The 23,637-nt window shown below is 69.4% G+C and carries 20 protein-coding genes; 9 read left to right on the forward strand and 11 right to left on the reverse strand.

Annotated features, from left to right (window positions below):
• The first annotated feature begins 93 nt into the window (after window positions 1-93).
• Window positions 94-831, forward strand: coding sequence for a class I SAM-dependent methyltransferase (locus ACQPXM_RS28770; protein ID WP_432939109.1), 738 nt, complete (start codon window positions 94-96; stop codon window positions 829-831).
• A gap of 148 nt (window positions 832-979) precedes the next feature.
• Window positions 980-2,245 (forward strand): hypothetical protein, encoded by a 1,266-nt coding sequence (locus ACQPXM_RS28775; RefSeq protein ID WP_432939112.1) that lies wholly within the window; start codon window positions 980-982, stop codon window positions 2,243-2,245.
• 54 nt (window positions 2,246-2,299) lie between these two features.
• Here the strand turns inward: ACQPXM_RS28775 and ACQPXM_RS28780 are convergent, their stop codons facing one another.
• From ACQPXM_RS28780 to ACQPXM_RS28820, 9 genes are all read right to left on the reverse strand, one after another.
• Window positions 2,300-3,319 (reverse strand): hypothetical protein, encoded by a 1,020-nt coding sequence (locus ACQPXM_RS28780; protein ID WP_432939115.1) that lies wholly within the window; start codon window positions 3,317-3,319, stop codon window positions 2,300-2,302.
• Window positions 3,303-4,241, reverse strand: a complete 939-nt coding sequence (locus tag ACQPXM_RS28785) for an acyltransferase (RefSeq protein WP_432939117.1) — start codon at window positions 4,239-4,241, stop codon at window positions 3,303-3,305. Before ACQPXM_RS28785 ends, ACQPXM_RS28780 begins: the two co-directional genes overlap by 17 nt.
• Before the next feature lie 11 nt (window positions 4,242-4,252).
• Window positions 4,253-5,200 (reverse strand): class I SAM-dependent methyltransferase, encoded by a 948-nt coding sequence (locus ACQPXM_RS28790; protein ID WP_432939120.1) that lies wholly within the window; start codon window positions 5,198-5,200, stop codon window positions 4,253-4,255.
• Window positions 5,200-5,979 carry an enoyl-CoA hydratase/isomerase family protein gene (locus ACQPXM_RS28795; RefSeq protein ID WP_432939123.1) on the reverse strand — a complete coding sequence of 260 codons (780 nt, stop codon included), beginning with the start codon at window positions 5,977-5,979 and terminating at the stop codon, window positions 5,200-5,202. Before ACQPXM_RS28795 ends, ACQPXM_RS28790 begins: the two co-directional genes overlap by 1 nt.
• Window positions 5,980-6,121: 142 nt before the next feature.
• Window positions 6,122-7,171, reverse strand: coding sequence for a Gfo/Idh/MocA family protein (locus ACQPXM_RS28800; protein ID WP_432939126.1), 1,050 nt, complete (start codon window positions 7,169-7,171; stop codon window positions 6,122-6,124).
• Window positions 7,168-8,187: a Gfo/Idh/MocA family protein gene (locus tag ACQPXM_RS28805; protein ID WP_432939129.1), complete on the reverse strand. Its 1,020-nt coding sequence runs from the start codon at window positions 8,185-8,187 to the stop codon at window positions 7,168-7,170. Before ACQPXM_RS28805 ends, ACQPXM_RS28800 begins: the two co-directional genes overlap by 4 nt.
• 12 nt (window positions 8,188-8,199) lie before the next feature.
• Complete coding sequence (locus tag ACQPXM_RS28810) at window positions 8,200-9,042, reverse strand: carbohydrate ABC transporter permease (RefSeq protein ID WP_432939132.1); 843 nt, start codon at window positions 9,040-9,042, stop codon at window positions 8,200-8,202.
• A complete protein-coding gene (locus tag ACQPXM_RS28815) occupies window positions 9,035-9,916 on the reverse strand; it encodes a carbohydrate ABC transporter permease (RefSeq protein ID WP_432939135.1) in 882 nt (293 codons plus the stop codon). Before ACQPXM_RS28815 ends, ACQPXM_RS28810 begins: the two co-directional genes overlap by 8 nt.
• The gene (locus tag ACQPXM_RS28820; protein ID WP_432939138.1) at window positions 9,913-11,202 is read right to left on the reverse strand and encodes an ABC transporter substrate-binding protein; all 1,290 of its coding nucleotides are present in this window, start codon (window positions 11,200-11,202) and stop codon (window positions 9,913-9,915) included. Before ACQPXM_RS28820 ends, ACQPXM_RS28815 begins: the two co-directional genes overlap by 4 nt.
• A 154-nt stretch (window positions 11,203-11,356) precedes the next feature.
• Here ACQPXM_RS28820 and glgX point away from each other — a divergent pair, with 154 nt between their 5' ends.
• The gene (gene glgX / locus ACQPXM_RS28825; protein WP_432939140.1) at window positions 11,357-13,453 is read left to right on the forward strand and encodes a glycogen debranching protein GlgX; all 2,097 of its coding nucleotides are present in this window, start codon (window positions 11,357-11,359) and stop codon (window positions 13,451-13,453) included.
• 72 nt (window positions 13,454-13,525) lie between these two features.
• Window positions 13,526-14,308: an SGNH/GDSL hydrolase family protein gene (locus tag ACQPXM_RS28830; RefSeq protein ID WP_432939143.1), complete on the forward strand. Its 783-nt coding sequence runs from the start codon at window positions 13,526-13,528 to the stop codon at window positions 14,306-14,308.
• On the opposite strand, the gene ACQPXM_RS28835 is transcribed toward ACQPXM_RS28830, so the two are convergent.
• Complete coding sequence (locus tag ACQPXM_RS28835; protein ID WP_432939146.1) at window positions 14,296-15,279, reverse strand: hypothetical protein; 984 nt, start codon at window positions 15,277-15,279, stop codon at window positions 14,296-14,298. The genes ACQPXM_RS28830 and ACQPXM_RS28835 overlap by 13 nt on opposite strands.
• Window positions 15,280-15,355: 76 nt before the next feature.
• Here ACQPXM_RS28835 and ACQPXM_RS28840 point away from each other — a divergent pair, with 76 nt between their 5' ends.
• The 4 genes from ACQPXM_RS28840 to ACQPXM_RS28855 all read left to right on the forward strand — a co-directional run bounded on the left by ACQPXM_RS28840 (window position 15,356) and on the right by ACQPXM_RS28855 (window position 18,619).
• A complete protein-coding gene (locus ACQPXM_RS28840) occupies window positions 15,356-16,192 on the forward strand; it encodes a MerR family transcriptional regulator (RefSeq protein WP_432939149.1) in 837 nt (278 codons plus the stop codon).
• A gap of 1 nt (window position 16,193) precedes the next feature.
• Entirely contained in the window at window positions 16,194-17,075 is an 882-nt protein-coding gene (locus ACQPXM_RS28845) for a transglutaminase-like domain-containing protein (RefSeq protein WP_432939152.1), read from the forward strand.
• Between the two features lie 35 nt (window positions 17,076-17,110).
• Complete coding sequence (locus ACQPXM_RS28850) at window positions 17,111-17,992, forward strand: transglutaminase-like domain-containing protein (RefSeq protein ID WP_432939155.1); 882 nt, start codon at window positions 17,111-17,113, stop codon at window positions 17,990-17,992.
• A gap of 102 nt (window positions 17,993-18,094) precedes the next feature.
• Complete coding sequence (locus ACQPXM_RS28855; RefSeq protein ID WP_432939158.1) at window positions 18,095-18,619, forward strand: hypothetical protein; 525 nt, start codon at window positions 18,095-18,097, stop codon at window positions 18,617-18,619.
• A gap of 39 nt (window positions 18,620-18,658) precedes the next feature.
• Here ACQPXM_RS28855 and glgP read toward each other — a convergent pair whose 3' ends face one another.
• Window positions 18,659-21,256 (reverse strand): alpha-glucan family phosphorylase, encoded by a 2,598-nt coding sequence (gene glgP / locus ACQPXM_RS28860; RefSeq protein ID WP_432939161.1) that lies wholly within the window; start codon window positions 21,254-21,256, stop codon window positions 18,659-18,661.
• 244 nt (window positions 21,257-21,500) lie between these two features.
• On the opposite strand from glgP, the gene ACQPXM_RS28865 reads away from it, so the two are divergent.
• On the forward strand, window positions 21,501-23,489 hold the full coding sequence (locus ACQPXM_RS28865; RefSeq protein WP_432939164.1) for an alpha-1,4-glucan--maltose-1-phosphate maltosyltransferase: 1,989 nt from the start codon (window positions 21,501-21,503) through the stop codon (window positions 23,487-23,489).
• Window positions 23,490-23,637: the final 148 nt, after the last annotated feature.

Raw genomic sequence — 23,637 nt, forward strand, 5'->3', positions numbered from 1 at the left:
CCTTCTGGTTAACGGTCTCTCCCAGCCTGCCACGGATGTTACTCACGAGAAACATAAGTCGGGTGCGAGTCCCATCACAGTTAGGCTGACCGGGTGACCGAGACGTTACCGCTTACCGGCGAGCGCACCGCCCCGGGGATCTGGCACGAGAACTACTGGTTCGCGCGCCACGAGGCCGCCTATCGCTGGATCGCGGACACCCTGCGACCGGACGGCCGCGTCCTCGACGCCGGCTGCGGCGAGGGGTACGGCGCGGAACTGCTGCGGGCCGGCGGCGCGCGGCAGGTGTTCGGTCTCGACTACGAAGGTACGACGTTGCGGCACGCCGCCAAGGCTTATCCACAGGTCAATCTGGTGCAGGGCAATCTCGTCCAGACCGGGTTCGCCGACAGCAGCTTCGACACCGTCGTGTCGCTGCAGACGATCGAGCATCTGTGGGAGCAGCCGCGGTTCGTCGCCGAGTGCGCCCGGATCCTCGCGCCCGCCGCCACGCTGGTCTTGACCACCCCGAACACGCGCACCTTCCCGGCCGGCAACTGGTACCACACCAAGGAACTCACCGCCGCCGAGCTGACCGAGCTGGTCCGCGCCGACCTGGAGATCGTCGACGTCCTCGGACTGTGGCACGGTCCCCGGCTGACGGCCTGGGAGGCAGCCCACGGATCCTGCGTCACGGCACAGCTGGACCGCGATCACCTGGAGTGGAGCGAGGACCTGACGGCGCTGGTCACGCAGACGTCGTACGAGGACTTCGAGATCCGCGAGGGCGCTCTGGACGACAGTCTCGACCTCGTCGTGGTCGCCCGGACACCGCGCGGCCACGCACGGTGACCGTTGTGCGCCGAAAGATCACGATCTGAAAGGCCTTCGGCCGGCTCGCAACTACAGGACTTCCCGCCGCATCTCTCCTTGTGTCACAGTCTGCTGTTCGCGCGTCGCCTTCGAAGCGCCGCGGAGATCCCGTGGGGGGAACCCGAGCATGAAGAAGATCTTGCTGGCCGGCGGCGCCGTGGTGGCCGCCGTGGCAACCGCGCTGACCGCCGTGTTCACCGGCGGCGCCGCGTCCGGTTCGCCGATCGTGCACACGGTGGTCGTCTCGCCGAACCCCTCCGACCTCACCCCGCGGGTGCAGGACGGCGCCGTCTACAAGATGCTCCAACTCGGCGGCATCATGTTCGCCGGCGGGCAGTTCAGCAGCGTCAAGCCGTACAACAACAGCGCGACCATCGCGCGGAACCGGCTGTTCGGCTTCAACCCGCTGACCGGTGGCCTGACGGCGTTCCAGGCCAGCTTCAACTCCGAGGTCTGGGCGATGGCCACCGACGGCAAATCGCTGTGGGTCGGCGGGTACTTCAACTCCGTCAACGGGATCGCGCGCACCGGCGTGGTCAAGCTCAACCCGTACACCGGCGCCGTCGACCAGGCCTTCAACGCACGGCTCACCGGCTCGGTCACCGATCTGGCGCTGGTCAACGGCCGGCTGATCATGGGCGGCACGTTCGCCAAGAAGCTCGCCGCCGTCAACCCGGCCACCGGTGGCGACACCGGCTACATCAACCTCGCGATCACCGGACGTCCGCAGAGCGAGGTGGCCGGCCAGACCAAGGTCTTCCGGTTCGCACCGAACCCGGCCGGCACCCGGCTCGCGATCGTCGGCACGTTCACCTCGGTCGGCGGTCAGGCCCGGCAGCGTGCGGCTCTGATCAACCTCGGCAGCACCAGAGCGACCGTGAGCGGCTGGTACTCACCGCTGTTCGACAACACCTGCAACAGCGCGCACCCGACCTGGACCCGGGACGTCGACTTCTCCCCCGACGGCACGTTCTTCGTCATCGTCACCACCGGCGGCGGCTTCCCCAACGACCGGACCAAGCTCTGCGACTCCGCCTCGCGCTGGAACGCCAACGACTCGCGGACGACGTACCCGGTCTGGGCGAACTACACCGGCGGCGACACGCTGCTCTCCGTCCAGGTCACCCGGGCGGCGGTGTACGTCCAGGGACACCAGCGCTGGATGAACAACCCGGGCGGCCGGGACTTCGCCGGCCCCGGCGCGGTCTCCCGGCCGGGCATCGCCGCCCTCAACCCCAGCCACGGTCTGGCGTACTCCTGGAACCCGACCAAGGACCGCGGCATCGGCGGGTACGACCTGTTGCTCACGTCGACCGGACTGTGGGTCGGCTCCGACACCACCCGGATCGGCGGCGAGGTGCACGAACGCCTCGCGTTCCTGCCGCTGCCCTGAGACACGTGAGGGCGGTTCCGTCACCGAACGGGACCGCCTTCGCGGCGCGATCGGTCAGGGCCGGACGAAGCGCTCGACGATCTTGCCGGCGATCAGGTAGACCAGCGCCGCGATCCCCCAGTTGACCAGCAGGGTGTTCTTCGCGGTCTCCAGGCGGAACAGGTCCTTGAACGGGCCGACCAGCTCATGGCCGCGCTCGAGCACCCACCGGACGATCTCGTTGCTCTGGTTGGTCTGGTCGAGCGCGGTGAACAGCGCTCCCAGCGCCAGCACCGCCGCGACCAGTACCGCGATCAGCCACACCAGCGAGGCGATCAGGTTGCGCAATTGCTTCAGGCCCGAGCCGACCGTCGACATCGCCGCCCGGCCCTTGCCGCCAGTCGACGTCGTGACAGTGGTCTCCCGGGCCGCCTTCGCCGCGACCAGCGGATTGCCCGACTTGTTGCCCGAGGCACCTGATGCGGCCGGCTGCCGGGTGACCGTCCTGGTCGCCGCGGTGTCCTCGGCCGCGGCCTTCGCGCTGTCGGCCGCCCCGGCGGCCGCGGCGGCCTCGCGTGGCTTCTGGGCCGCGACGATCTCGGCCGCCGTCTGCGGCTTGGTCTTCGTCGCGGTGCGACCGCCCGCAGCGGCCGAGGCCGATTCGGCGCTCACCTTCGAGGCGGAGCCGGCCTCGGACCCAGAACCCGATCCCGCGGTCGACCCGGCGCCGTCCGCCGGCTTCGCCGTCTGGCCGGACTCGGTGGCCTTGGCCGCCTTGTCGTCCTGAGTACCCACGTCGTCCATCTCCTCAGCCGGGGTCGGTTCCTCGTCCGCCACCTGCGCCGGCGGCCTCTTCCGCCGGTTGCCCGGGACCGGGCGCGGCGACAACCGGCGCCGGACGCCCAGCGGGCGGTTGTCCACACTGTCCAACGTAGCGACGCCGGGACCTTCCGTCACGATCGGCACCGGATCGACCACCCGGTGCCGGGCCTGCGTGATCGAGCCGTCGGCCGCGGCCTGGTCGAGCGACGACGGCGCCGTCGCGGGGTCCGGGACCGGCCCGGACAGGCGTGCGGAGTCAGCGGTGTCGACCACGCGGGGACTCCTCTCCGACGACTTCGGGGACATACTGCCCGACTGGTGAGTAACTTGAGAACCCCTCGGCGCTCGCCGGATCATCAGCCGTAGCAGTACGGTTACCCACCGCAGTACTGTCCACACCACCCGCCACGCCGGGCGCCGCCGGGATTTCCGCCGCGGAGCCAGGTTCGCCGTCGGCCGGCGGTGTCGTGGCGCCACCGTCCGGACCACCGGTCACCGCGGCACCACCTGTTCCGTCGAGGCCGGCCCGCAACCGGGCGGCCGTCCGCTCGTTCTCCCGCGCCAGTCCGGCCAGGTACTCCCGGCGCTCGGCGTCCGCGGCGTACCGGCTGACCCGGTCGCGGACCACGACGGCCGGCACCCCGACCGCCACGGCGTACTCCGGAATGTTGCCACGGGCAACACTGTTCGCGCCGATCACCGCGCCGCGGCCGATGTCGGTTCCGCGCGTCACGGTCACCTTGGTGGCCAGCCAGCAGTCCGGGCCGATCCGGACCGGCGACTTCACCAGGCCCTGGTCCTTGATCGGCAGTCCGAGGTCGTCGGTCTTGTGGTCGAAGTCGCAGATGTAGGTCCAGTCGGCGATCAGCGTGCTGGCGCCGATCTCGACGTCCAGGTAGCAGTTCACCGTGACGTCGCGGGCGAACACGACCTTGTCGCCGATCCGCAGCGTGCCCTCGTGCGCGCGCAGCCGGGTCTCGTCGCCCAGGTGCACCCACTTGCCGAGCACGATCCGGCCGTGGCCCGGCCGGGCGACGATCTCCAATTTCTTGCCGAGGAAGACGAAACCCTCGGTGATCACCTGCGGATGCCGCAGCTTGAACCAGGCGAACCGCCAGTAGCGCTTCAGGTAGTACGGCGTCCACGCCCGGTGGCGGACCACCCAACGCAGGTTCTCGACCGACAGCAACCGCATCAGACCAGTATCTACCTCGCGACGCCGGTGATGGAGACGTTGTAGTAGAGCTCGTCCGGCACCACCTGCGACAGCACCTTGTCCACCTTCGACAGCTGCAGCCACGACTTGTACGCGAACATCCGCCAGCCGAACCCGAGCTTGTCCTCCGGTACGGCGGCCTCGAAGGTCCGGATCGGCCAGCCGACCCACGCCGCGAGCAGCTCCTCGGTCACGGTCTTCACCTCGGCGGCACCGGCCCGGGTGGCCATCCGCGCCAGCGTGTCGGGGTCGAAGGTGTGCAGGTCGACCACTGCCTCCAGCGCGGCAGCCCGGGACGACTCGTCCAGCTCCTCCTGCGGCCGTCGCCAGTCGCCGAGCGCCGGGATCTTGGTCAGGTTCGTGGTCGCCCACCAGGTGAACCGCGACAGCCGCCGGGCCACGAAGTCGCCGTACCGGGTCGGCTCGCCGCAGATCACGAAGCGGCCGCCCGGCTTGAGCACCCGCAGCATCTCGCGGAAGGCCAGCTCGACGTCGGGGATGTGGTGGATCACCGCGTGCCCGATCACCAGGTCGAAGGTGTTGTCGTCGTACGGCAGCTTCTCCGCGTCGGCGACCTTGCCCTCGACCGCGAAGCCGAGCGTGTCGGCGTTGCGCTTGGCCGCCTCGACCATGCCGGGCGACAGGTCGGTGACGTGCGCCTCGGCCAGTACGCCGGCCAGCTTCAGGTTCAGCGTGAAGAACCCGGTCCCGGCGCCGATCTCCAGCGACTTGCCGTACGGCCAGCCGTCCGAGCCGGCGATCGCGGTGAACCGGTCGCGGGCGTAGGTGACGCAGCGCTCGTCGTACGAGATCGACCACTTCTCGTCGTACGTCGAGGCTTCCCAGTCGTGGTACAGGACCTGGGCGAGCTTGTTGTCGTTCCAGGCCGCCTCGACCTGTTCGGCGGTGGCGGCGGGCTTCTCAGCAGACGTGGTCATCAGATTCCCTTGAACTCGGCCTTGCCCGGGCCGTTCTCGACGAAGGACTTCATCCCGATCGCACGGTCCTCGGTGGCGAACAGCGCGGCGAACTGCTGGCGCTCGATCTCCAGCCCGGTGTGCAGGTCGACGCCGAGGCCGGCGTCGATCGATTCCTTGGCCGCGCGCAGCGCCAGCGCGGCGGCGCCGGAGAACTGCGAGGCCCAGGCGACCGCGGCGGTGTACACCTCGGCGGCCGGGACGACCTTGTCGACCAGCCCGATCCGCAGCGACTCGTCGGCGTCGACGAAGCGGCCGGTGTAGATCAGGTCCTTGGCCTTCGACGGGCCGATCAGGCGGGACAGCCGCTGGGTCCCGCCGGCGCCGGGGATGATGCCGAGCAGGATCTCCGGCTGGCCGAGTTTCGCGTCCTCGGCCGCGATCCGGTAGTCGGCGCACAGCGCAAGCTCACAACCGCCGCCGAGCGCGTAGCCGGTGATGGCGGCGACGGTCGGCTTCGGGATGGCGGCGACCGCGGACAGCGACGACTGCAGCGGGCCGGAGCGGCGGACCATGTCGGCGTACGACATGTCGGCCATCTCCTTGATGTCCGCGCCGGCCGCGAAGACCTTCTCGCCGCCGTAGATCACCACCGCACGCACGTCGTCGTCGGCCGACGCCTCGTTCGCCGCGGCGCGGATCTCCTCCTGGACCTGGACGTTCAGCGCGTTCATCTTCGGCCGGTCCAGCCGGATCGTGCCGACCCCGTCGGTCACCGTCAGGTTGACGAACTCGCCCATCTCAGTCCTCCAGTCAGGTCCTACCCACCGGTCACATCCCCGGCACCGTACCGGACCCGGACGTGCAGCACTGATCAAACCCCCACAAACACCGTCCGGCAACGGCCGCTGAGCGTGGCCGTCGCCGGATCGCGGAGGTTGGTCAGTGCTGCACGTCCACCGGCTGGCCGGAGGCGGCCGAGCGGCGGGCGGCGTCGACGATGCGCAGGGTGCGCAGGCCGACCGCGCCGTCAGGCTGCGGTACGACGGCCGGCGGCTGTCCCGCGACTGCCGGACCCGAAGCGCGAACGGCCGACAGGAACTCCCCGAGCATCGCCCGGTCCAGGTCGTCGCCCACGGCCAGGTGGACCTCGCCGGAGGCGTCGGTGCCGCCCACGCGCGGCTGGAACGGCGCGATCTCGACCGAGCCGTTGGTCCCGGTGACCTGCAGGGTGACGCCGCCCCAGGTCGGGCCGTTGTCCGGCACGCTCCACGAGCAGTCGATGGTCGCCAGCAGACCGTTCGCGTAGGTGATCGTCACCAGTCCCCCGGTCTCGACCTCCACGCCCTTGTCCTGGTGCAGCACGTGATTCGCCGCGGCGTGCACACGCGCGGCCTCGACTCCACCGGTCAGCCCGTCGATCAAATCGGCGCAGTGCACGGTGTGGTCGACCAGCGCTCCCCCGCCGGCGAGTTTGGCGTCGGTGAACCACTGGCGCGCCGCATACGGGATCTTGCCGTTGTTCGTCCCCAGTACGGCGAACACGTCGCCGAGCCGCCCGGCCTCCACCGAAGCCCTCAACCGCCCGTACGACGGCGCGAAGCGCACCGGGTACGCGACCATCAGGATTACCCCGGCCGCCTCGCACGCGGCAAGCATCGCCTCGCCGTCGGCGACCTCGGTGGCCAAGGGCTTCTCGCAGAGCACATGCGCTCCCACTGCTGCGGCCCGCTCGACCAGCGGCCGGTGCAGCGCGTTCTCGCTCGTCACCACCACGGCGTCCGGTCCCCAGGCGAACAACTCGTCGTACGAGTCGACGTACGCAACGCCGTGCGCCACGGCGAACTCGGCACCCCGCGGACCGGCGTCGGGCGCCGCGGCGCCGTCGGGATCGGCGGCGAGCACCTCGACGCCCGGAAGCGCGGACAGCAACGAGGCATACGAAGAGGCGTGGGTGTGCGCGAACGAGGCGATCGCTACCTTGAGGCTCATCGGGCCACTCCTGCCGGGTCGAAGCTCTTCATGTCGATCGCGCGTCCGGTCTCCATCGAGGCGCGGGCCGCCTCGGCCAGGTAGACCGCGGCGGCACCGTCGGCCGCGGTGACCCGCGGCTCGGGCCCACCGCGCAGGGCGAGGGCGAGCTCGCGCAGCTGGGTCAGGTACGGGCTCTCGCCGAGCGTGTTCGCGGGGATCAGCAGGTCGCCGCCCGAGTCGCCGTCCTGCAGCTCCTCGGCGTAACCGGTGTCCTCGGCCGACGAGTACTGCAGCTGGCCGGTCGCTCCCGCAATCGTGAAGCCCGACTTGAACTGCGTGCCGGTCGCACCCCAGGTCGCCCGGAGATGGCTGATCGCGCCGCCTTCGTGGGTGAGCGTGACGTGCGCGGCGACATTGACCGGCGAGATGCCGTCGACGGTCGGCGGGCTCTGGACGGCGTACACGGTCTCGACCTCGCCGCAGATCCAGCGGGCCTGGTCGAGGTCGTGCACCATCAGGTCCATGATCACGCCGCCCGAGCGGGCGACGTCGCGGTACCAGCCGGCGCCGGCCGGCGAGCTGGCCTGCCGGAAGAACCGGGCCACCGCGACCTGACCGATCCGCCCGGCCTGCACCGCGTCGTACGCCGTCTTGTACGCCGGGAAGAACCGCACCACATGCGCCGGATACAGCCGTACGCCGGCCGCCGCCGCGGCCGTCGACAGCTCGTGCGACGCGGCCGCCGTCAGCGTGAGCGGCTTCTCGCAGATCACGTCCCGGCCCGCCTTGATCGCGGCCAGCGTGACGTCGTGGTGGGTCGCCGACGGCGTCACGATGTCGACGAAGTCGACGCCGGCCAGCAGGTCGTCGAGCGAGCCCGCGACCTCCAGGCCGTAGCCCTCGGCCAGTTCGCCGGCGCCCGCGTGGGAGTGGACCAGGATGCGCGCGCCGAGCGCCTTCCAGGCCGCGACGTGGACGTGCGCGATGTTGCCCGCGCCCACCAGTCCGACCGTCAGGCCTCTGAGGTCTGCCATGGGATTCCTTACCTATTTCAGTCCGGAGAAGGCGATTCCTTCGACCACGCGACGTTGCAGTACGACGAAGAGAATCAGAACAGGTGCCATCGCCATCAACGCGGCCGCCATCAGGACGCCCGGCGAGATCGTGCCCTGGTAACCGCTCAGCGTGGCCAGGCCGACCGACAGCGGCATGTTCTCGGGCGAGGAGGTGACCACCAGCGGCCAGAGCAGATCGGCCCACGACGCCAGCACGGTGATGATCGCCAGCGAGATCAGCCCCGGGCGGGCGACCGGCAGGACGACCTTCCAGAACGTCTGCCACGGGTTGCAGCCGTCCAGCCGGGCGGCCTCCTCCAGCTCCGCCGGGATGGTCCGGAAGAACTGCATCATCAAGAAGGTGCCGAAGGCACTGAAGATGCCCGGCGCGATGATGCCCTGGATCGAGTCGAGCCAGCCCAGCGACTGGATGATCTGGTACTGCGGGATCAGGTAGACCTGGCTGGGCACCATCAGGATCGACAGGATCAGCGCCAGCATCAGGCCCTTGAACCGGAACGACATCCGCGCGAACGCGTAGCCGGCCATCGAGCAGAGCACCAGCTGGCCGATCGTCCGGCCGGCCGTGACCGCGGTCGACACCCAGAACTGGTCCAGGAACGGCAGCCGCTGGAACACCTCCGAGAAGTTGCTCCACCGCAGCTTCGACGGGAACAGGTCCGGCGGCACCGACTGGATCTCCGCCTGGCTGGAGAAGGCCATCTTGAGCTGCCACAGGAACGGGAACGTCATCACCAGGCTGCCCAGGATCAGCACCACGTGCGCGACCCGGTTGCTGCCCAGGCGCTGCTGCCGCTGGTCGCGACTAGTCATAGCTCACCCACCTGCGCTGGAAACGGAACTGGAACAGCGTCAGCAGACCGACCACCGCTAGGATCAGTACGGCGACCGCCGCGGCGTACCCGCGGTCGTTGCCGACGAAGGCCGCGTCGTAGAACAGGAACACCAGTGACTGCGTCTTCGGCATCACCGGGTTGGTCGGCCCGAGCAGCGCGAACAGCTGGTCGAACAACTGGAACCCGGCGATCGTGGTGACCACGGACAGGAAGAAGATCGACGGCGTCAGCAGCGGCACGGTGATCGACCGGAACTGCTGCACCCGCGAGGCGCCGTCCAGGGACGCCGCCTCGTACAGCTCGCCCGGGATGCCCTTCAGCCCGGCGGCCAGCACGATCATGTTGAAGCCGATCGACATCCACAGCCCGAGCAGCGCGACCGCGATCAGCGCGAACCACGGCTCGGTGATCCAGGACGGGCCGTCGATGCCGAGCACCCCGAGCGCCTGGTTCAGTACGCCGTACTCGCCGTTGTAGATGATCCGCCAGACCAGCGAGATCGCGGTCGGCAGAGCGACGTACGGCAGGAAGAACAGGGTCCGGTAGATCATCGCGCCGCGCAGGCCGGGCCGGTTCAGCAGGCTGGCGAACAGCACGGCCAGCGGGATGCCGAGCAACACGATCGCCGTGTAGACGACCGTGTTGACGACGGCCCGGTAGACCTCGCTGTCGGCGATCAGCGTGCTGTAGTTCTCGGCCCCGACCCAGGTGCTGCCGCCGAACGGGCCGGTCTCGGTGAAGCTGTCGTACAGGGTCTTCAGCAACGGCCACAGGTAGAAGACGACAACACCGAGGAAGGTCGGCAGGACGAACAGCCACGGCCAGCTGCCGTCGGCCCGCCGCGCCTTCACTTCTCCTTGCCCAGCGCCTCGTCCATCTTGGCCGCGACCGCCGGTCCCACCTCGGACATCGGCTTGTCACCACCGAACGCGGGCGCGATCTCGTCGGTCTCGAGCTTGTTCCACACCGAGGTGTCCTTGCTCACCGGGTACGGCTCGGAGTACTGCTCGGCCGCGTCGATGAACGTCTTCAGCGCGTACGGCGCGGAGTTGACGAAGTCGGTCTGGGTGCCGTTGAAGGCGGGGTTGGCCGCTCCGGCCTTGGCCTGGATCAGCGCCGCGTCCTTGCTGCCGAGGAAGGCCAGGAACGCGGCCGCGGCCTGCGGGTTCTTCGCCTTGGCGCTCATCACGTTGGCCAGCCCGTGGATCGGCGTCTTGCGCTCACCGGACGGGGCCTTGGGCAACGGCACGATGGCCAGGTCGTTCTTCACCGGCGACTTGAGCGCCATCGAGACCAGCCAGTTGCCGTTCCACATCATCGCGGCCTTGCCGCTGAAGAACCGCTCGCGGCCGGGCGTCTCGGCGTTCTGCGCGGCGGTCGGGGTGTAGCCGGCCTTGACCATGTCGGACCAGAACTGCAGCCCCTCGATCGACTTGGGGTCGCCGTAGCCGGACTTGCCGTCCTTGATCACGTACCCGCCGTTGCTCATGATCGCCGGGTAGTAGTTGCCCTGGTTACCCAGTTCGTCACCGGAGGCGTAGATGCCCTTCGGGCCCAGCGCGGCCTTCAGCTTGGCGGCGGCCGCCTTGTAGTCGTCCCAGGTCCAGTCCGCGGTCGGCTCGGCCACCTTGGCCTCGGCGAACAGCTTCTTGTTGTACCAGAGCGCGATCGTGTCGAAGTCCTTCGGTACGCCGTACTGCTTGCCGTCCCAGGAGTACAGCTCGTTCAGCGCCTTGGGGTAGTTGGCCGGATCGACCTGCTTGTCCTCGATCAGGCCGTCCAGCGGGGCGAGCTGCTTGTTGCCCGCGAACAGCTGCAGGTTCGGCCCGTTCATCCAGAACACGTCCGGCAGGCTGTCCGACGAGCCCTGCGTCTTCAGCTTGGTGAAGTACTGGTCGAAGGCGGCCAGCGAGATCGACACCTTGACGTTCGGGTACTTCGCGTTGAACGCCTTGACGATCTCCTGCATCGCGGGCTGCTGGTTGACGTCCCAGATCGCGTAGGTGAGGTCGCCCTTCACCTGGGCGGGATCGTCGGGGACCTTCGCGTCCGCCGCCGGGCTGTCGGAGTTTCCGCCACAGGCTGTGAGTGCGGTGGCGGCCAGCGTGACGCCGGCCAGCAGGGCTCTGATTCGCATGGTTTTTCTCCTCGGCTGCGGGCTCGAGTGGTAACATCTTACCGTTAATGCGCGTGGTTGTTCATAACAGCCTTTCATGAACATTAGCAACAGCGCTAGCGACAACTCCTGCCCGTTGTGCACCGGTTTGACACGTCATGGGCAGAATGTGCCGGTGACCGAAGCCACCGCCGCCCCGAACGCGATCGGCCCTGCCCCCGAACCGGATGTCCGGCTCGGGGCTCAGGTGCACACCGACGGCACCACGTTCACCCTCTGGGCCCCGGCCGCCGAGCGGGTCGAGCTGACCCTGCTCGGCCCGGACGGTGCCCAGCGCAACCTCGACCTGGCCCACACCGGCGAGTACTGGACCGGCTTCGTGGCCGGTGTCGGCCACGGCCAGCGCTACGGCTACCGGGTGCACGGCCCGTTCGACCCGTCGCACGGGCTGCGCTTCCACCCGGCCAAGTTGCTGCTCGACCCGTACGCCCGCGCGGTCGACGGCACACTGGACTTCGCCAGCCCGCTGATCTACGACTCGTCCGACGGCGACTCGGCGGGGCACGTCCCGGTCGGCGTGGTGGTCGCCGACAGCGCCCCACCGCCGCCGATCAGCCGGCCGGTGCCGTGGAGCGAGACGGTGATCTACGAGCTGCACACCAAGGGCTTCACCAAGCTGCACCCCGACGTTCCCGAACACCAGCGCGGCACGTACGCCGGCCTCGCGCACCCGTCGGTGATCGGCTACCTCAAGGACCTCGGCATCACCTCGGTCGAGCTGTTGCCGATCCACCACTTCCTCACCGAGCCGGCCATCGCCGCCCGCGGCCTGCCGAACTACTGGGGCTACAACACGCTGAACTTCTTCGCCCCGCACGCGCCGTACTCGTCGGCGGGCTCGACCGGTGAACAGGTGGCCGAGTTCAAGCAACTGGTGGCCGCGTTCCATGCCGCGGGCATCGAGGTGATCCTCGACGTGGTCTACAACCACACCGCCGAGGGCGGCTTCGACGGGCCGACGCTGAGCTTCCGCGGGATCGACAACCGGGCCTACTACCGGCTGACCCACGGCGGCGTGACCTACGACGTGACCGGAACCGGCAACTCGGTCAACACCGCCCACCCGCAGGTCCGCCGGCTGGTGATGGACTCGCTGCGCTACTGGGTCGAGGAGATGGGCGTCGACGGGTTCCGCTTCGACTTGGCGGTCACGCTGATCCGCAACGAGCGGCACGAGGTCGATACGGTCAACCACCCGTTCCTGGCCGAGGTGGCCGCCGACCCGGTGCTCGGCCGGGTGAAGCTGATCTCCGAACCCTGGGACGTCGGCCCGTTCGGCTACCAGGTCGGCAACTTCGGTACGCCGTGGTCGGAGTGGAACGGCAAGTTCCGCGACTCGGTCCGCGACGTCTGGCGGACCTCGTCGTACGGCGTGCAGGACCTGGCCTACCGGCTGTCCGGCTCCAGCGACCTGTACGGCGACGACGGGCGCTACCCGTACGCGTCGATCAACTTCGTCACCGCGCACGACGGCTTCACGCTGCGCGACCTGGTCTCCTACGACCACAAGCACAACGAGGCCAACCGCGAGGACAACCGCGACGGCACCGACGACAACCGGTCCTGGAACTGCGGCGCCGAGGGCGAAACCGACAACCGCCGCATCATCGCCCTGCGCAAGCGGCAGATGGCCAACCTGATGGCGACCCTCGTGCTGTCGACCGGCGTACCGATGATCACCGCGGGCGACGAGTGCGGGCGCACGCAGTACGGCAACAACAACGCCTACTGCCAGGACAGCGAGATCTCCTGGTTCGACTGGACGCTGCCGTCGGCCTGGTCGGACCACCTCGCGCTGACCAAGAAGCTGCTCGCGCTGCGCGCTGCCCATCCCGCGCTGCGTCAGTGGCATTACTTCTCCGGGCAGCCGGTGGTCCCGGGCGGGCGCAAGGACCTGTCCTGGATCGCGCCGCACGGCGGGGAGATGACCGAGAACGACTGGCACGACGGCAATCTCCGGACGATCGGCATGTTCCTGGCCGGCGACGCGCTGCGCGGTACCGATGCCGAAGGCAACGTCCTGACCGACAACTCGTTCCTGCTGGTGCTGAACGCGACCGCCGATCCGCGCGAGGTCGTCGTACCGGACGCGTCCTGGGCGCCGGGCTACGAGGTGGTGCTGGACACGTCCGGGTCGGGGGTCACCGAGGTCGAGGCCGGCGCGCGGGTGCTGCTGGCGCCACGCTGTGTCGTGCTGCTGCGAGCGCTGTGACGCTCTCGGAGGGTTGTTAACCTTCGCCTAGTACCTTCTCTGGTCACCTGCTGTTCACCGGAGGGGGGACCGATGTTCTTGTTGCGCCGCGAGGAGGCCCGCGAGCCAACCACGCCGATCGGCGCACTGCACCGTGCGGTGATGCGCTGGGGTGAGGCGGAGCGCTCGAGTTCCCGCCTGGCCTTGGGTCGCTGGCTCGACGGAGTCGCGTACGTCGATGTCCAGGCGCGCACGTACGCCGAGTTCTGGAACCGGCAGAACGAGCAGGCCCTGGCCGCCGACGGGCCGCTGTGGGTGGTGCTCGGCGACTCGACTGCCCAGGGCCTCGGCGCGTCCTCACCGCTGCACGGCTACGTCGGCCAGGTACTACGGGCGCTCCGGGCGACCGGCACCCCGTGGCGAGTGCTCAACCTGTCCCGCTCCGGTGCCCAGACCAGGCACGTGTTGCACGACCAGTTGCCGCTGCTGGAGGGGTTGCGGCCCGCACTGGTCACCTGCGGCATCGGCAGCAACGACATCCTCGGAACGACCCCGAAGCGGTTCCGTGAGCACCTGCGTCAGGTGATCGGCCGGCTGCCCACCTCGTCGGTGGTGATGGACCTGACCGTCCCGGACCGCTTCTGGCACATCGGCGGTGCGGTCAGCCCGTACGTCAGCGGCATCAATCAGCTGATCGGTTCCACCGCGGCCGAACGCGGTCTGCCGGTCGCCGAGGTCTCCCGGTACGCCCGCCCGCCGTGGCGCGGCCTGCTCGCTCCCGACAAGTTCCACCCGAACAACTTCGGCTACCGCCGGCACGCCGACGCACTGCGCGCGGCGCTGCCGGAGACGCACCTGCCTCGCTACCCGGCCTGACTCAGCTGGTTCCAGCTGGCCGGGTCGGCCCAGATGGGATGCGGGGTCAGGTAGGGCCTGAGCAGAGCGGTCAGGGCGGGATCGCCGTGGCCGTTCAGTTCCGCGGTCGCGATCTGCCGGGCCGAGCCGGCCAGGAGATCCGCGAGCTGGACGCGAGGATCGGTGCGTGAGTCGGTCTGCCGGAACGCGAGCGGAGCGTCGTCCATCAACAGGTTGACCTGAGCGATCCGGTGCACGGTCAGGGCGCTCTGCTCGTCGTGCACCATCACCACGGCGTTGCCGTCGGCGTACCAGTGCAGGGTGGTCTCGACCAGAGCGGGGATCAGCACCTCGAGCGGCGGCAGCAGCGTGCGGTCGTCGAAAAGCCTGTCCCGCAAGGCGTCGAGCGGCGGCCGTGCGATGCGCCGCGCGAAGTCCGCCAGCTCCGGCTCGACCGGGTCGAACCGTGCCGCGACCGCCAGGAACTCGTCGACGCGTTCGTCGTACATGGTCCGGTTCTTCGACCTGAGCAGGTCGATGAAGCTTTGCAGCAGCGCCCACCAGTCCTCGCGGTAGCGGGGTCCCTTCAGATGCAGGGCGAGCGCTGTACGGCGGGCCGGCGCGTCGGTGTCGAGACTGGTGCCGGTGCGGTAGTCGAGGCCGTCGAAGAACAATGCGCTCAACCGACCCGCGAGCAGGAAGTACTTGTCGGTCAACTGGACGGCCGCCCTGCCGAGCAGCGGCCCCTCCGGGCCGAGCAGCCAGGTGAGCACCGGGCGCTGCTTGAACAAGCGCGCCGACTTGTACTCCCCCGCGCCGTACCGGGACTGCTCGCGCAGACTGTCGACCGCGCGCCGAGCCTCGCCGATGCCGACCTGCACGCTGGCGTGGGTGAACACCCGGGTGTCCGGATCGAGCAGGTTGGTCCCCGAGAAGCCGGACTCGTCGCACGCGATCTCGACAAGTCCCGACCACACGGGCTGCACGGACATCACCCCATGATCGAACGGGCCCGGCGATCCTGCCAGGTATTTACTCTGCCCCTGGGGCAGGGTGTTGAGTACAGCCATGCTGACGATCAGCGAGTTCGGACGGCGCTCCGGGCTCTCACACAAGGCCCTGCGGCTGTACGACGTGTCCGGCCTGCTCCCGCCGGCCTCGGTGGACCCGGTCAGCGGCTACCGCCAGTACGACGAGGAGCAACTCGAACGCGCCCGGCGGATCAGCATTCTTCGTCAGGTCGAGATGCCGCTGGCGACGATCTCCGAGGTGCTCGCGGGTACCGACGAGCAGGCGTTGATCCGGCTGGATCGCTGGTGGGCCGCCGAGCAGGCGACCAACGAGTCCCGGCGGGCGACGGTCGAGTACCTGCGCGACCGGCTGCTGCGGGCCGGGTCGCCCGGACTGGATCCGCGGCCCGTGCTGGTGCGCGACGTACCGGAGACCAAGATCGCGTCGATCCGGGTGGACGTCGACCAGCAGGCGCTGGTGGGCGTGATCGTCGCCTCCACGCTGGAAATCCGGGCGCACCTGACCGCGGCCGGGGCCGCAATGACCGGTGAGTCCTGGGTGCTGTTCCACGGCGCGGTCACCCCGGAGAACGAGGCGACGGTCGAGATCTGTCTGCCGTTCGACGGGCTGGTCGACCCCGCCGGGCCGATCGGGATCCGGATCGAGCCGGCCCACACCGAGGCGTACTGCACGATCAGCCGCGAGGAGTGCGTCTATCCCCGCATCATGCTCGCCTACGACCTGGTCGAGGACTGGGTCCGCGACTCCGGTCACCCGACCACCGGGCCGAGCCGCGAGATCTACCACGCGGACTTCCGTGAGCTGACCGACTCCGACCCCGCGGTCGACGTCGCCCAACCGATCAAAGCTCCACCGATCAAAGGACAACGCTGAGATGGACTACGCGACCCAGACGGCGTACAGCGATCCCGGCCGGTACGCCGAACTGTTCGACGCCCTGCCCGGCGACCTTCCCGGCGTCACCGCGGTGGTCCAGAACGTGGTGATCCACTACCGGTGCGGGATCGAGTTCTCGGGTGAGCGGCTCGAAGAGGTGAACAACCGCTGGGTCGAGGCGATTCTCGACGCCGACCAGCGTCGCCACGGCACACCTCTGGCCGTACCGCGCGCGGTCGAGGACCGGGTGGCCGGCTGCTGCCGCGACTACGCGCTGCTGCTCGTCTCCGCCCTGCGCCACCAGGGAATCCCGGCTCGGACCCGGATCGGCTTCGCGTCGTACTTCCGGCCCGGGTGGAACGTCGATCACGTGATCGCGGAGTACTGGAACGGCGAGCGCTGGGTGTCGGTGGACGCGCAGCTCAGTCCGCGCGACGACTGGGGCTTCGACGTTCAGGACGTGCCGTTCGGCCCGTTCCGGTCCGCGGCCGAGGTGTGGCGGGCCTTCCGGGCCGGTGAGATCGACGGCGAGACGTACGGCGTCGATCCGGCGTTGCCGATGCGCGGCGGCCCGTTCATCCGCGACTACGTTCTCCTCCAGGCCGCACACCTGCAGGGCGACGAGTTGCTGCTCTGGGACGTCTGGGGCGGCATGGCCAACGACCTCGACCGGGATCTGACGCCGACCGACGAGCTCGCCGCTCTGCTGATCGCCGTCGACGCGGGCGACGACGCAGCCGCGACGAAGCTTCACGACTGGTACCACTCGGATCCGGACCTGCATCCCGGGGCGCGGATCCAGGTGCACTCCCCCACCGGCACCTCGCCGTACTGGATCGACCTCGGCACTCGCCGGCGGGTGGCCGGGCACGCGTCCTGAGCATCACCTCTCCCACCGAACGAAGGACTCCGTAGATGAAGAACTACGCGCAGCAGACGGCGTACAGCGACCCCGGCCGGTACGCCGAACTGCTGGACGCGCTGCCGACCGATATCCCCGGTCTGGCCAAGGCGATCCAGAACCTCTTGATCCACTACCGCGGCGGCGGCATCGAGTTCACCGGCGAGCGGCTGGACGAGGTGAACAACCGCTGGGTCGAGGCGATCCTGGCGGCCGACCAGCGCCGCAACGGCATCCCGCTGACCGCACCGCGAGAGCCGGAGGATCGGGTGGTCGGCTGCTGCCGCGACTACGCGTTGCTGTTCGTCTCAGCCCTGCGCCACCAGGGGATTCCGGCGCGCAGCCGGATCGGCTTCGCGTCGTGCTTCCAGCCCGGATGGAACGCGGATCACGTGATCGCGGAGTACTGGAACGGCGACCGCTGGGTGCGGGTGGACGCGCAGCTCGAGCCCGGCGAGCACTGGGGGTTCGACGTACAGGACATCCCGGCGGGACCGTTCCGCTCGGCGGCCGAGGTGTGGCGCGGGTTCCGGGCCGGCGAGATCGACGGCGAGACCTGTGGTGTGGATCCGGCACTGCCGATCCGCGGCGGCTGGTTCATCCGCGACTACGTCTTCCTCCAGCTCGCGCATCTGGAGGGCGACGAACTGCTGCTGTGGGACGGGTGGGGCGCGATGGCCGACGACCTGGAGATGGACCTCACGCCGACCGACGAACTCGCCGCGCTCCTGGTTGCCGCCGACAACGGCGACGACGCGGCCGCGACGAAGCTTCACGACTGGTACAAGTCGGACCCCGACCTGCATCCCGGCGCGAAGATCATGGTGCACTCCCCGACCGGCACGCCGCCGTACTCGATCGACCTCAGTACCCGCCAGAAGGTGCCCGTCGGCTGAGCGGTGTACTGCCGCTGAGGTAGTGGCAAAGCCTTCCCGCGGCCGATGCCGGGCTCCCCTCGTTCCGGAACCATCGATGGTGACGAGAACAGGGAGAAGACCATGAGTACGACGCTGACCGCCACCCGGACGACAACTGCCAAGCCGTGGCGCCTGACCGGCAAGGCGCGCAAGCTCACGCTGGTCCTGCATCTGGCGTCGGTCGGGTCGTGGATCGGGCTCGACGTCGCGATGGCCGTGCTGGTCTTCACCGCGATGGGCAGTGACGATCCGGGCACCAAGTCGCTGAGTTTCCCGGCGCTGGAGCTCGTGACCATCTGGCCGATGACGATCTCCGGCCTGACCTGCCTGGTCACCGGCGTACTGCTTGCCTACGGCAGCAACTACGGGCTGACGAAGTACTGGTGGGTGGTCGTGAAGCTGGGGCTCAATCTGTTGCTGAGCACGCTGGTGCTGATCGCGCTGCGGCCGGGCGTCGAGGAGATGGCCGACCAAGCCCGGCAGCCGGGTGCCGTGCTGAAGGCGACCGACCTGATCTTCCCGCCGATCGTGTCCCCGACGCTGCTGATGGTCGCGGTGGTGCTGTCGGTGTTCAAGCCGTGGGGACGGCTGCGCCGGAAAAACTGAAAGCGCCGGGCACGAGGTGCCCGGCGCTTCAGGTCGGTCTCAGAACTCCGAACCGACCGGCAGGTCCGGGGTGTCCGGGTCCTCGGGGTCGGACGGGCCGGCGGCGAGGCCGAGCTCGGCGGGGCTTGCCAGCATCGGATGCTTGGGCAGGACGCGCACGGTGTAGCCGAACGGGCCGGTGCGGTCGAGCTTCAGTTCACCCTCGAAGCGGTGCCGGTTGCCCTCGTAGGTCTCGGCCAGCGACAGCGAGACCCGGACGGCGTCGGTGATCTCGTCGGTCGAGTCCACCCGGCCGTGCAGCGCCTCGACGTCGATGTCGTCCGCGGTCAGCTCGCCGAGCGAGACGAACGCGCGGATGCCGACCGTCGTGCCGAGCTGCGGCACGTCGCCCAGGCCCTGCAGCTCCACGTGGTCGACGCGGATCTGCGGCCAGGCCGCCCGGACCTGCTTCTTCCACGCGGCCAGCTGCCGGGCGCCGTCGTACGTCGAGTTGAGCTGCCGCGACGACTGGGCCGCCGGGACGTACAACTGCTCGACGTAGTCGCGGACCATCCGGGTGGCCAGCACCTTCGGGCCGAGCTCCTTGATCGTGTGCCGCAGCATCTCGATCCAGCGGCCCGGCACCTCGCCGTCGTAGAAGCGCGGCGCGACCTGCTTCTCGATCAGGTCGTAGAGCGCGTGCGCCTCGAGGTCGTCACGGCGGTCGGTGTCCTCGATACCCTCGGCCGACGGGATCGCCCAGCCGAACTCGTCGTCGTACCACTCGTCCCACCAGCCGTCGCGGATGGACAGGTTGAGCGCGCCGTTCAGCGCCGCCTTCATGCCGGACGTGCCGCAGGCCTCGTACGGGCGCAGCGGGTTGTTCAGCCAGACGTCGCAGCCCGGGTACATCGGCTGCGCGAGCGCGATGTCGTAGTCGGGCACGAACACGATCCGGTGCCGGACCTCGGGGTCGTCGGCGAACCGGACCATCTCCTGGATCAGCTTCTTGCCACCCTCGTCGGCCGGGTGCGCCTTGCCGGCGATCACGATCTGGACCGGCCGGGTCGGGTGCAGCAGCAGCGCCTTCAGCCGCGCGGGGTCGCGCAGCATCAGCGTCAGCCGCTTGTACGACGGGACGCGGCGGGCGAAGCCCATCGTCAGCACGTCCGGGTCGAGGATCGAGTCGACCCAGCCCAGCTCGGCCTCGCTGGCGCCGCGGTTCACCCAGGACGCCCGGACCCGGGCCCGGGTGTCGTCGATGAAGCGCTGGCGCAGCATCCGCTTGGTTTCCCACAGCTGTGCGTCGGTGGTCTTGTCCAGACCCTCGAACATGCCCTCGGAGTCACCCTGGTCGGCGTTGGCGTAGGTCAGCGCCGAGATCTCCCGGGCCACCCAGGTCGGCGCGTGCACGCCGTTGGTGATCGAGGTGATCGGGACGTCGGAGGGGTCGAAGCTCGGCCACAGCCCGGCGAACATGCCCCGACTGACCACCCCGTGCAGCTTGGACACGCCGTTGGCGCGCTGGGCCAGTCGCAGGCCCATGATCGCCATGTTGAAGACCGACGGGTCGCCGTTCTCGAAGTCCTCGGCGCCGAGCGCGAGGATCCGGTCGATCGGCACGCCGTCGCCGAACACGTCGGCCGAGAAGTGCTGCTGGATCAGCTCGACCGGGAACCGGTCGATGCCGGCCGGAACCGGGGTGTGGGTGGTGAAGACGGTGCCGCCGCGGGCGACCTCGAGCGCGGTGTCGAAGTCCAGGCCCTGGTCGGAGGCGAGCTCGCGGATCCGCTCGATGCCGAGGAAGCCGGCGTGACCCTCGTTGGTGTGGAACGCCTCCGGCGCCGCGTGGCCGGTGATCCGGCAGTAGGCGCGGACGGCGCGGACACCACCGACGCCGAGCAGGAGCTCCTGCAGCAGCCGGTGCTCGGTCGTCCCGCCGTACAGCCGGTCGGTCACCTCGCGCTCGGCCGGCTCGTTCTCCTCCATGTCGGAGTCGAGCATCAGCAGCGGGACCCGGCCGACCTGGGCGACCCAGATCTGGGCGTGCAGCTGGCGGCCACCCGGCAGCGCCACGGTGACGGTCGCGGGCGCGTCGCCGTCACGGAGCAGGCTGATCGGCAGCCCGTCGGGGTCGACCAGCGGGTAGCGCTCCTGCTGCCAGCCTTCGCGGTTCAGCGACTGACCGAAGTAGCCGTGCCGGTAGAGCAGCCCGACGCCGATCAGCGGGACACCCAGATCGCTGGCGGCCTTCAGGTGGTCGCCGGCCAGGATGCCGAGACCGCCGGAGTACTGCGGCAGCACGTGGGTGATGCCGAACTCCGGCGAGAAGTAGGCCACCGAGCTGACCGGGGAACCGGCTTCGGCCTGGAACCAGCGGTCGTCGCTCACGTAACCGTGCAGATCGGTCACAGCCAGCTCGAGCCGGCGCAGGAAGGCGTGGTCGTTGGCCAGCTCGTCGAGCCGGGCCGCCGGGACCTCACCGAGCAGCCGGACCGGGTCACCGCCGGTGCTGCGCCACAGCCGCGGGTCGACAGCCTCGAACACGTCCTGCGTCTCGGGGTGCCAAGCCCAGCGCAGGTTGTTCACCAGGGTGCCGAGGCCGGTCAGCGGCTCGGGCAGGACAGGGCGGACGGAGAATCGTCGTATCGCTCGCACCGGGACACCGTACCGGCCGGACCGCGCCGGGGCATCTTCGGTATGCATCGATTTTGCAACACGAGCAAGATCTTGCAGACGCTTCAGGCGTGAGCGCGCACGCAATGCGTGCGAAGTAGTCCGCACTGTGGACGAACCGCTGCTCCGCATGACACCGGCGGGTCGCGGGAACCGATAACGTCAGAGACGACAAACTCCGACTGTCCGGCTCCGCGACCTCGAAAGCGAAGGTTCATCGACCACCATGACTGGGCGCATCCCGATCACCGACGTCAGCCCGACCGTCGACGCCGGAGCGTATCCGGCCAAGGCCTCGGTCGGCGAGACGTTCACCATCTCGGCCACGGTGTTCCGCGAAGGTCATGACGCGGTGAACGCCAACGTCGTCCTGACGTCGCCGTCGGGCCAGACCAGACGGATGCTGATGACCCCCGTGGGCCAGGGCACCGACCGCTGGACCGTCGACGTCACCCTGCAGGAGCAGGGCGCCTGGACGTTCGCCATCGAGGGCTGGAGCGATCCGTACGGGACCTGGCGGCACAACGCCGAGATCAAGGTGCCGGCCGGGATCGACGTCGACCTGATGTTCGCCGAGGGCGCGGCCTTCTTCGATCGCGCGGCCGCGGGCGTACCGCCGGCCGTCCGGCTCGACCGCAGCACGCTGAGCGATGCCGCGCAGGCGCTGGCCAACGGCGCGCTGCCGCCCGAGGCCCGGCTCGCCGCCGGCATCTCGCCGCAGGTCCGCTCCGCGCTCGGGCGGTACCCGGTCCGCGAGCTGATCACCTCCTCGGAGACCTACCCGATCTGGGTCGACCGGCAGCTCGCGCTGTACGGCAGCTGGTACGAGTTCTTCCCGCGCTCCGAAGGCGCCGAGTACGACGAGCAGACCGGCCAGTGGAAGTCCGGCACGTTCCGGACCGCGGCCAAGCGGCTCGACGCGGTCGCGGCGATGGGCTTCGACGTACTGTACGTACCGCCGATCCACCCCATCGGTACGTCGTACCGCAAGGGCCCGAACAACACCCTCGACCCCAAGCCCGGCGACCCCGGTTCGCCCTGGGCGATCGGCTCCGAGGACGGCGGCCACGACGCGATCCACCCCGAACTCGGCACCTTCGAGGACTTCGACCACTTCGTCGGCCGGGCCCGCGAGCTCGGCCTCGAGGTCGCGATCGACCTGGCCCTGCAGGCCTCGCCGGACCACCCGTGGGTCAAGGAGCACCCGAAGTGGTTCTCGGTCCGCGCCGACGGCTCGATCGCCTACGCGGAGAACCCGCCGAAGAAGTACCAGGACATCTACCCGATCAACTTCGACAACGATCCCGAAGGCATCTACGCCGAGGTGCTGCGGATCGTGAAGCTGTGGATCTCGCACGGCGTCACGGTGTTCCGGGTCGACAACCCGCACACGAAGCCGGTGAACTTCTGGCAGTGGCTGCTCGGCGAGATCCGGCAGACCGACCCGGACGTGGTGTTCCTGTCCGAGGCGTTCACCCGCCGGCCGATGATGCGCGAGCTGGCCAAGGTCGGCTTCCACCAGTCCTACACCTATTTCACCTGGCGCAACGAGAAGTGGGAACTGGAGGAGTACCTCACCGAGCTGACGAAGGAGACCGGCCACTTCCTGCGGCCGAACTTCTTCGTCAACACCCCGGACATCCTGACCGCCTACCTGCAGTACGGCGGACCGGGCGCGTTCAAGATCCGGGCCGCGATCGCCGCCACCTCGTCACCGGCCTGGGGCGTGTACGCCGGCTTCGAGCTGTTTGAGCACGTCGCGCTCCGGCCGGGTTCCGAGGAGTACCTGGACACCGAGAAGTTCCAGCTGCGCCCGCGCGACTGGGACGCCGCGGCCGCCGAGGGACGCACGCTCGCACCGTACCTGACGCTGCTGAACGCGGTCCGTCGCCGGCACCCGGCGCTGCAGCAGCTGCGCAACCTCAGCCTGCACTCGGTCGAGGACGACGCGATCCTGTGCTACTCCAAGCGCACCACCGGTCCGGACGGGCACACCGACACCGTCATCGTCGTGGTGAACACCGACCCGCACGCGGTCCGCGAGTCGATGGTCCACCTGGACATGGCCGCGCTCGGCATGCGTCCCGACGACACCTTCACGGTGTACGACGAGATCACCGGCGCGACCTGGCGCTGGGGCCAGAGCAACTACGTCAAGCTCGACCCGAACGGCGAACCGGCCCACGTACTGGCGGTCCGCCGCGGCCAGGCCTAGACAAGCCCCACGCGGTGCTACGCACGGCTCCTTCGTCGCCGCGCTCCGCGCCGCTCCCACCCACCCCCCGCTCAGCGCGGTAGCCGGAGTTCCCGGCTACCCCCGGAGTTGGCGGCGGGCCGAGGCGCTTTGCCTCGGCCCGCGCTCA

Source organism: Kribbella sp. CA-253562, from assembly GCF_050942265.1.
Lineage (GTDB): Bacteria > Actinomycetota > Actinomycetes > Propionibacteriales > Kribbellaceae > Kribbella.

Excerpts from the sequence above, each read along its gene's own strand:
- ACQPXM_RS28865 (WP_432939164.1), top strand. The coding sequence starts at position 21,501 with ATGACTGGGCGCATCCCGATCACCGACGTCAGCCCGACCGTCGACGCC.
- ACQPXM_RS28790 (WP_432939120.1), bottom strand. The coding sequence starts at position 5,200 with ATGACCACGTCTGCTGAGAAGCCCGCCGCCACCGCCGAACAGGTCGAG.
- ACQPXM_RS28775 (WP_432939112.1), top strand. The coding sequence starts at position 980 with ATGAAGAAGATCTTGCTGGCCGGCGGCGCCGTGGTGGCCGCCGTGGCA.
- ACQPXM_RS28800 (WP_432939126.1), bottom strand. The coding sequence starts at position 7,171 with ATGAGCCTCAAGGTAGCGATCGCCTCGTTCGCGCACACCCACGCCTCT.
- ACQPXM_RS28810 (WP_432939132.1), bottom strand. The coding sequence starts at position 9,042 with ATGACTAGTCGCGACCAGCGGCAGCAGCGCCTGGGCAGCAACCGGGTC.
- ACQPXM_RS28855 (WP_432939158.1), top strand. The coding sequence starts at position 18,095 with ATGAGTACGACGCTGACCGCCACCCGGACGACAACTGCCAAGCCGTGG.
- ACQPXM_RS28850 (WP_432939155.1), top strand. The coding sequence starts at position 17,111 with ATGAAGAACTACGCGCAGCAGACGGCGTACAGCGACCCCGGCCGGTAC.
- ACQPXM_RS28785 (WP_432939117.1), bottom strand. The coding sequence starts at position 4,241 with ATGCGGTTGCTGTCGGTCGAGAACCTGCGTTGGGTGGTCCGCCACCGG.
- ACQPXM_RS28845 (WP_432939152.1), top strand. The coding sequence starts at position 16,194 with ATGGACTACGCGACCCAGACGGCGTACAGCGATCCCGGCCGGTACGCC.
- ACQPXM_RS28830 (WP_432939143.1), top strand. The coding sequence starts at position 13,526 with ATGTTCTTGTTGCGCCGCGAGGAGGCCCGCGAGCCAACCACGCCGATC.
- ACQPXM_RS28805 (WP_432939129.1), bottom strand. The coding sequence starts at position 8,187 with ATGGCAGACCTCAGAGGCCTGACGGTCGGACTGGTGGGCGCGGGCAAC.
- ACQPXM_RS28835 (WP_432939146.1), bottom strand. The coding sequence starts at position 15,279 with ATGTCCGTGCAGCCCGTGTGGTCGGGACTTGTCGAGATCGCGTGCGAC.
- ACQPXM_RS28820 (WP_432939138.1), bottom strand. The coding sequence starts at position 11,202 with ATGCGAATCAGAGCCCTGCTGGCCGGCGTCACGCTGGCCGCCACCGCA.
- ACQPXM_RS28795 (WP_432939123.1), bottom strand. The coding sequence starts at position 5,979 with ATGGGCGAGTTCGTCAACCTGACGGTGACCGACGGGGTCGGCACGATC.
- ACQPXM_RS28840 (WP_432939149.1), top strand. The coding sequence starts at position 15,356 with ATGCTGACGATCAGCGAGTTCGGACGGCGCTCCGGGCTCTCACACAAG.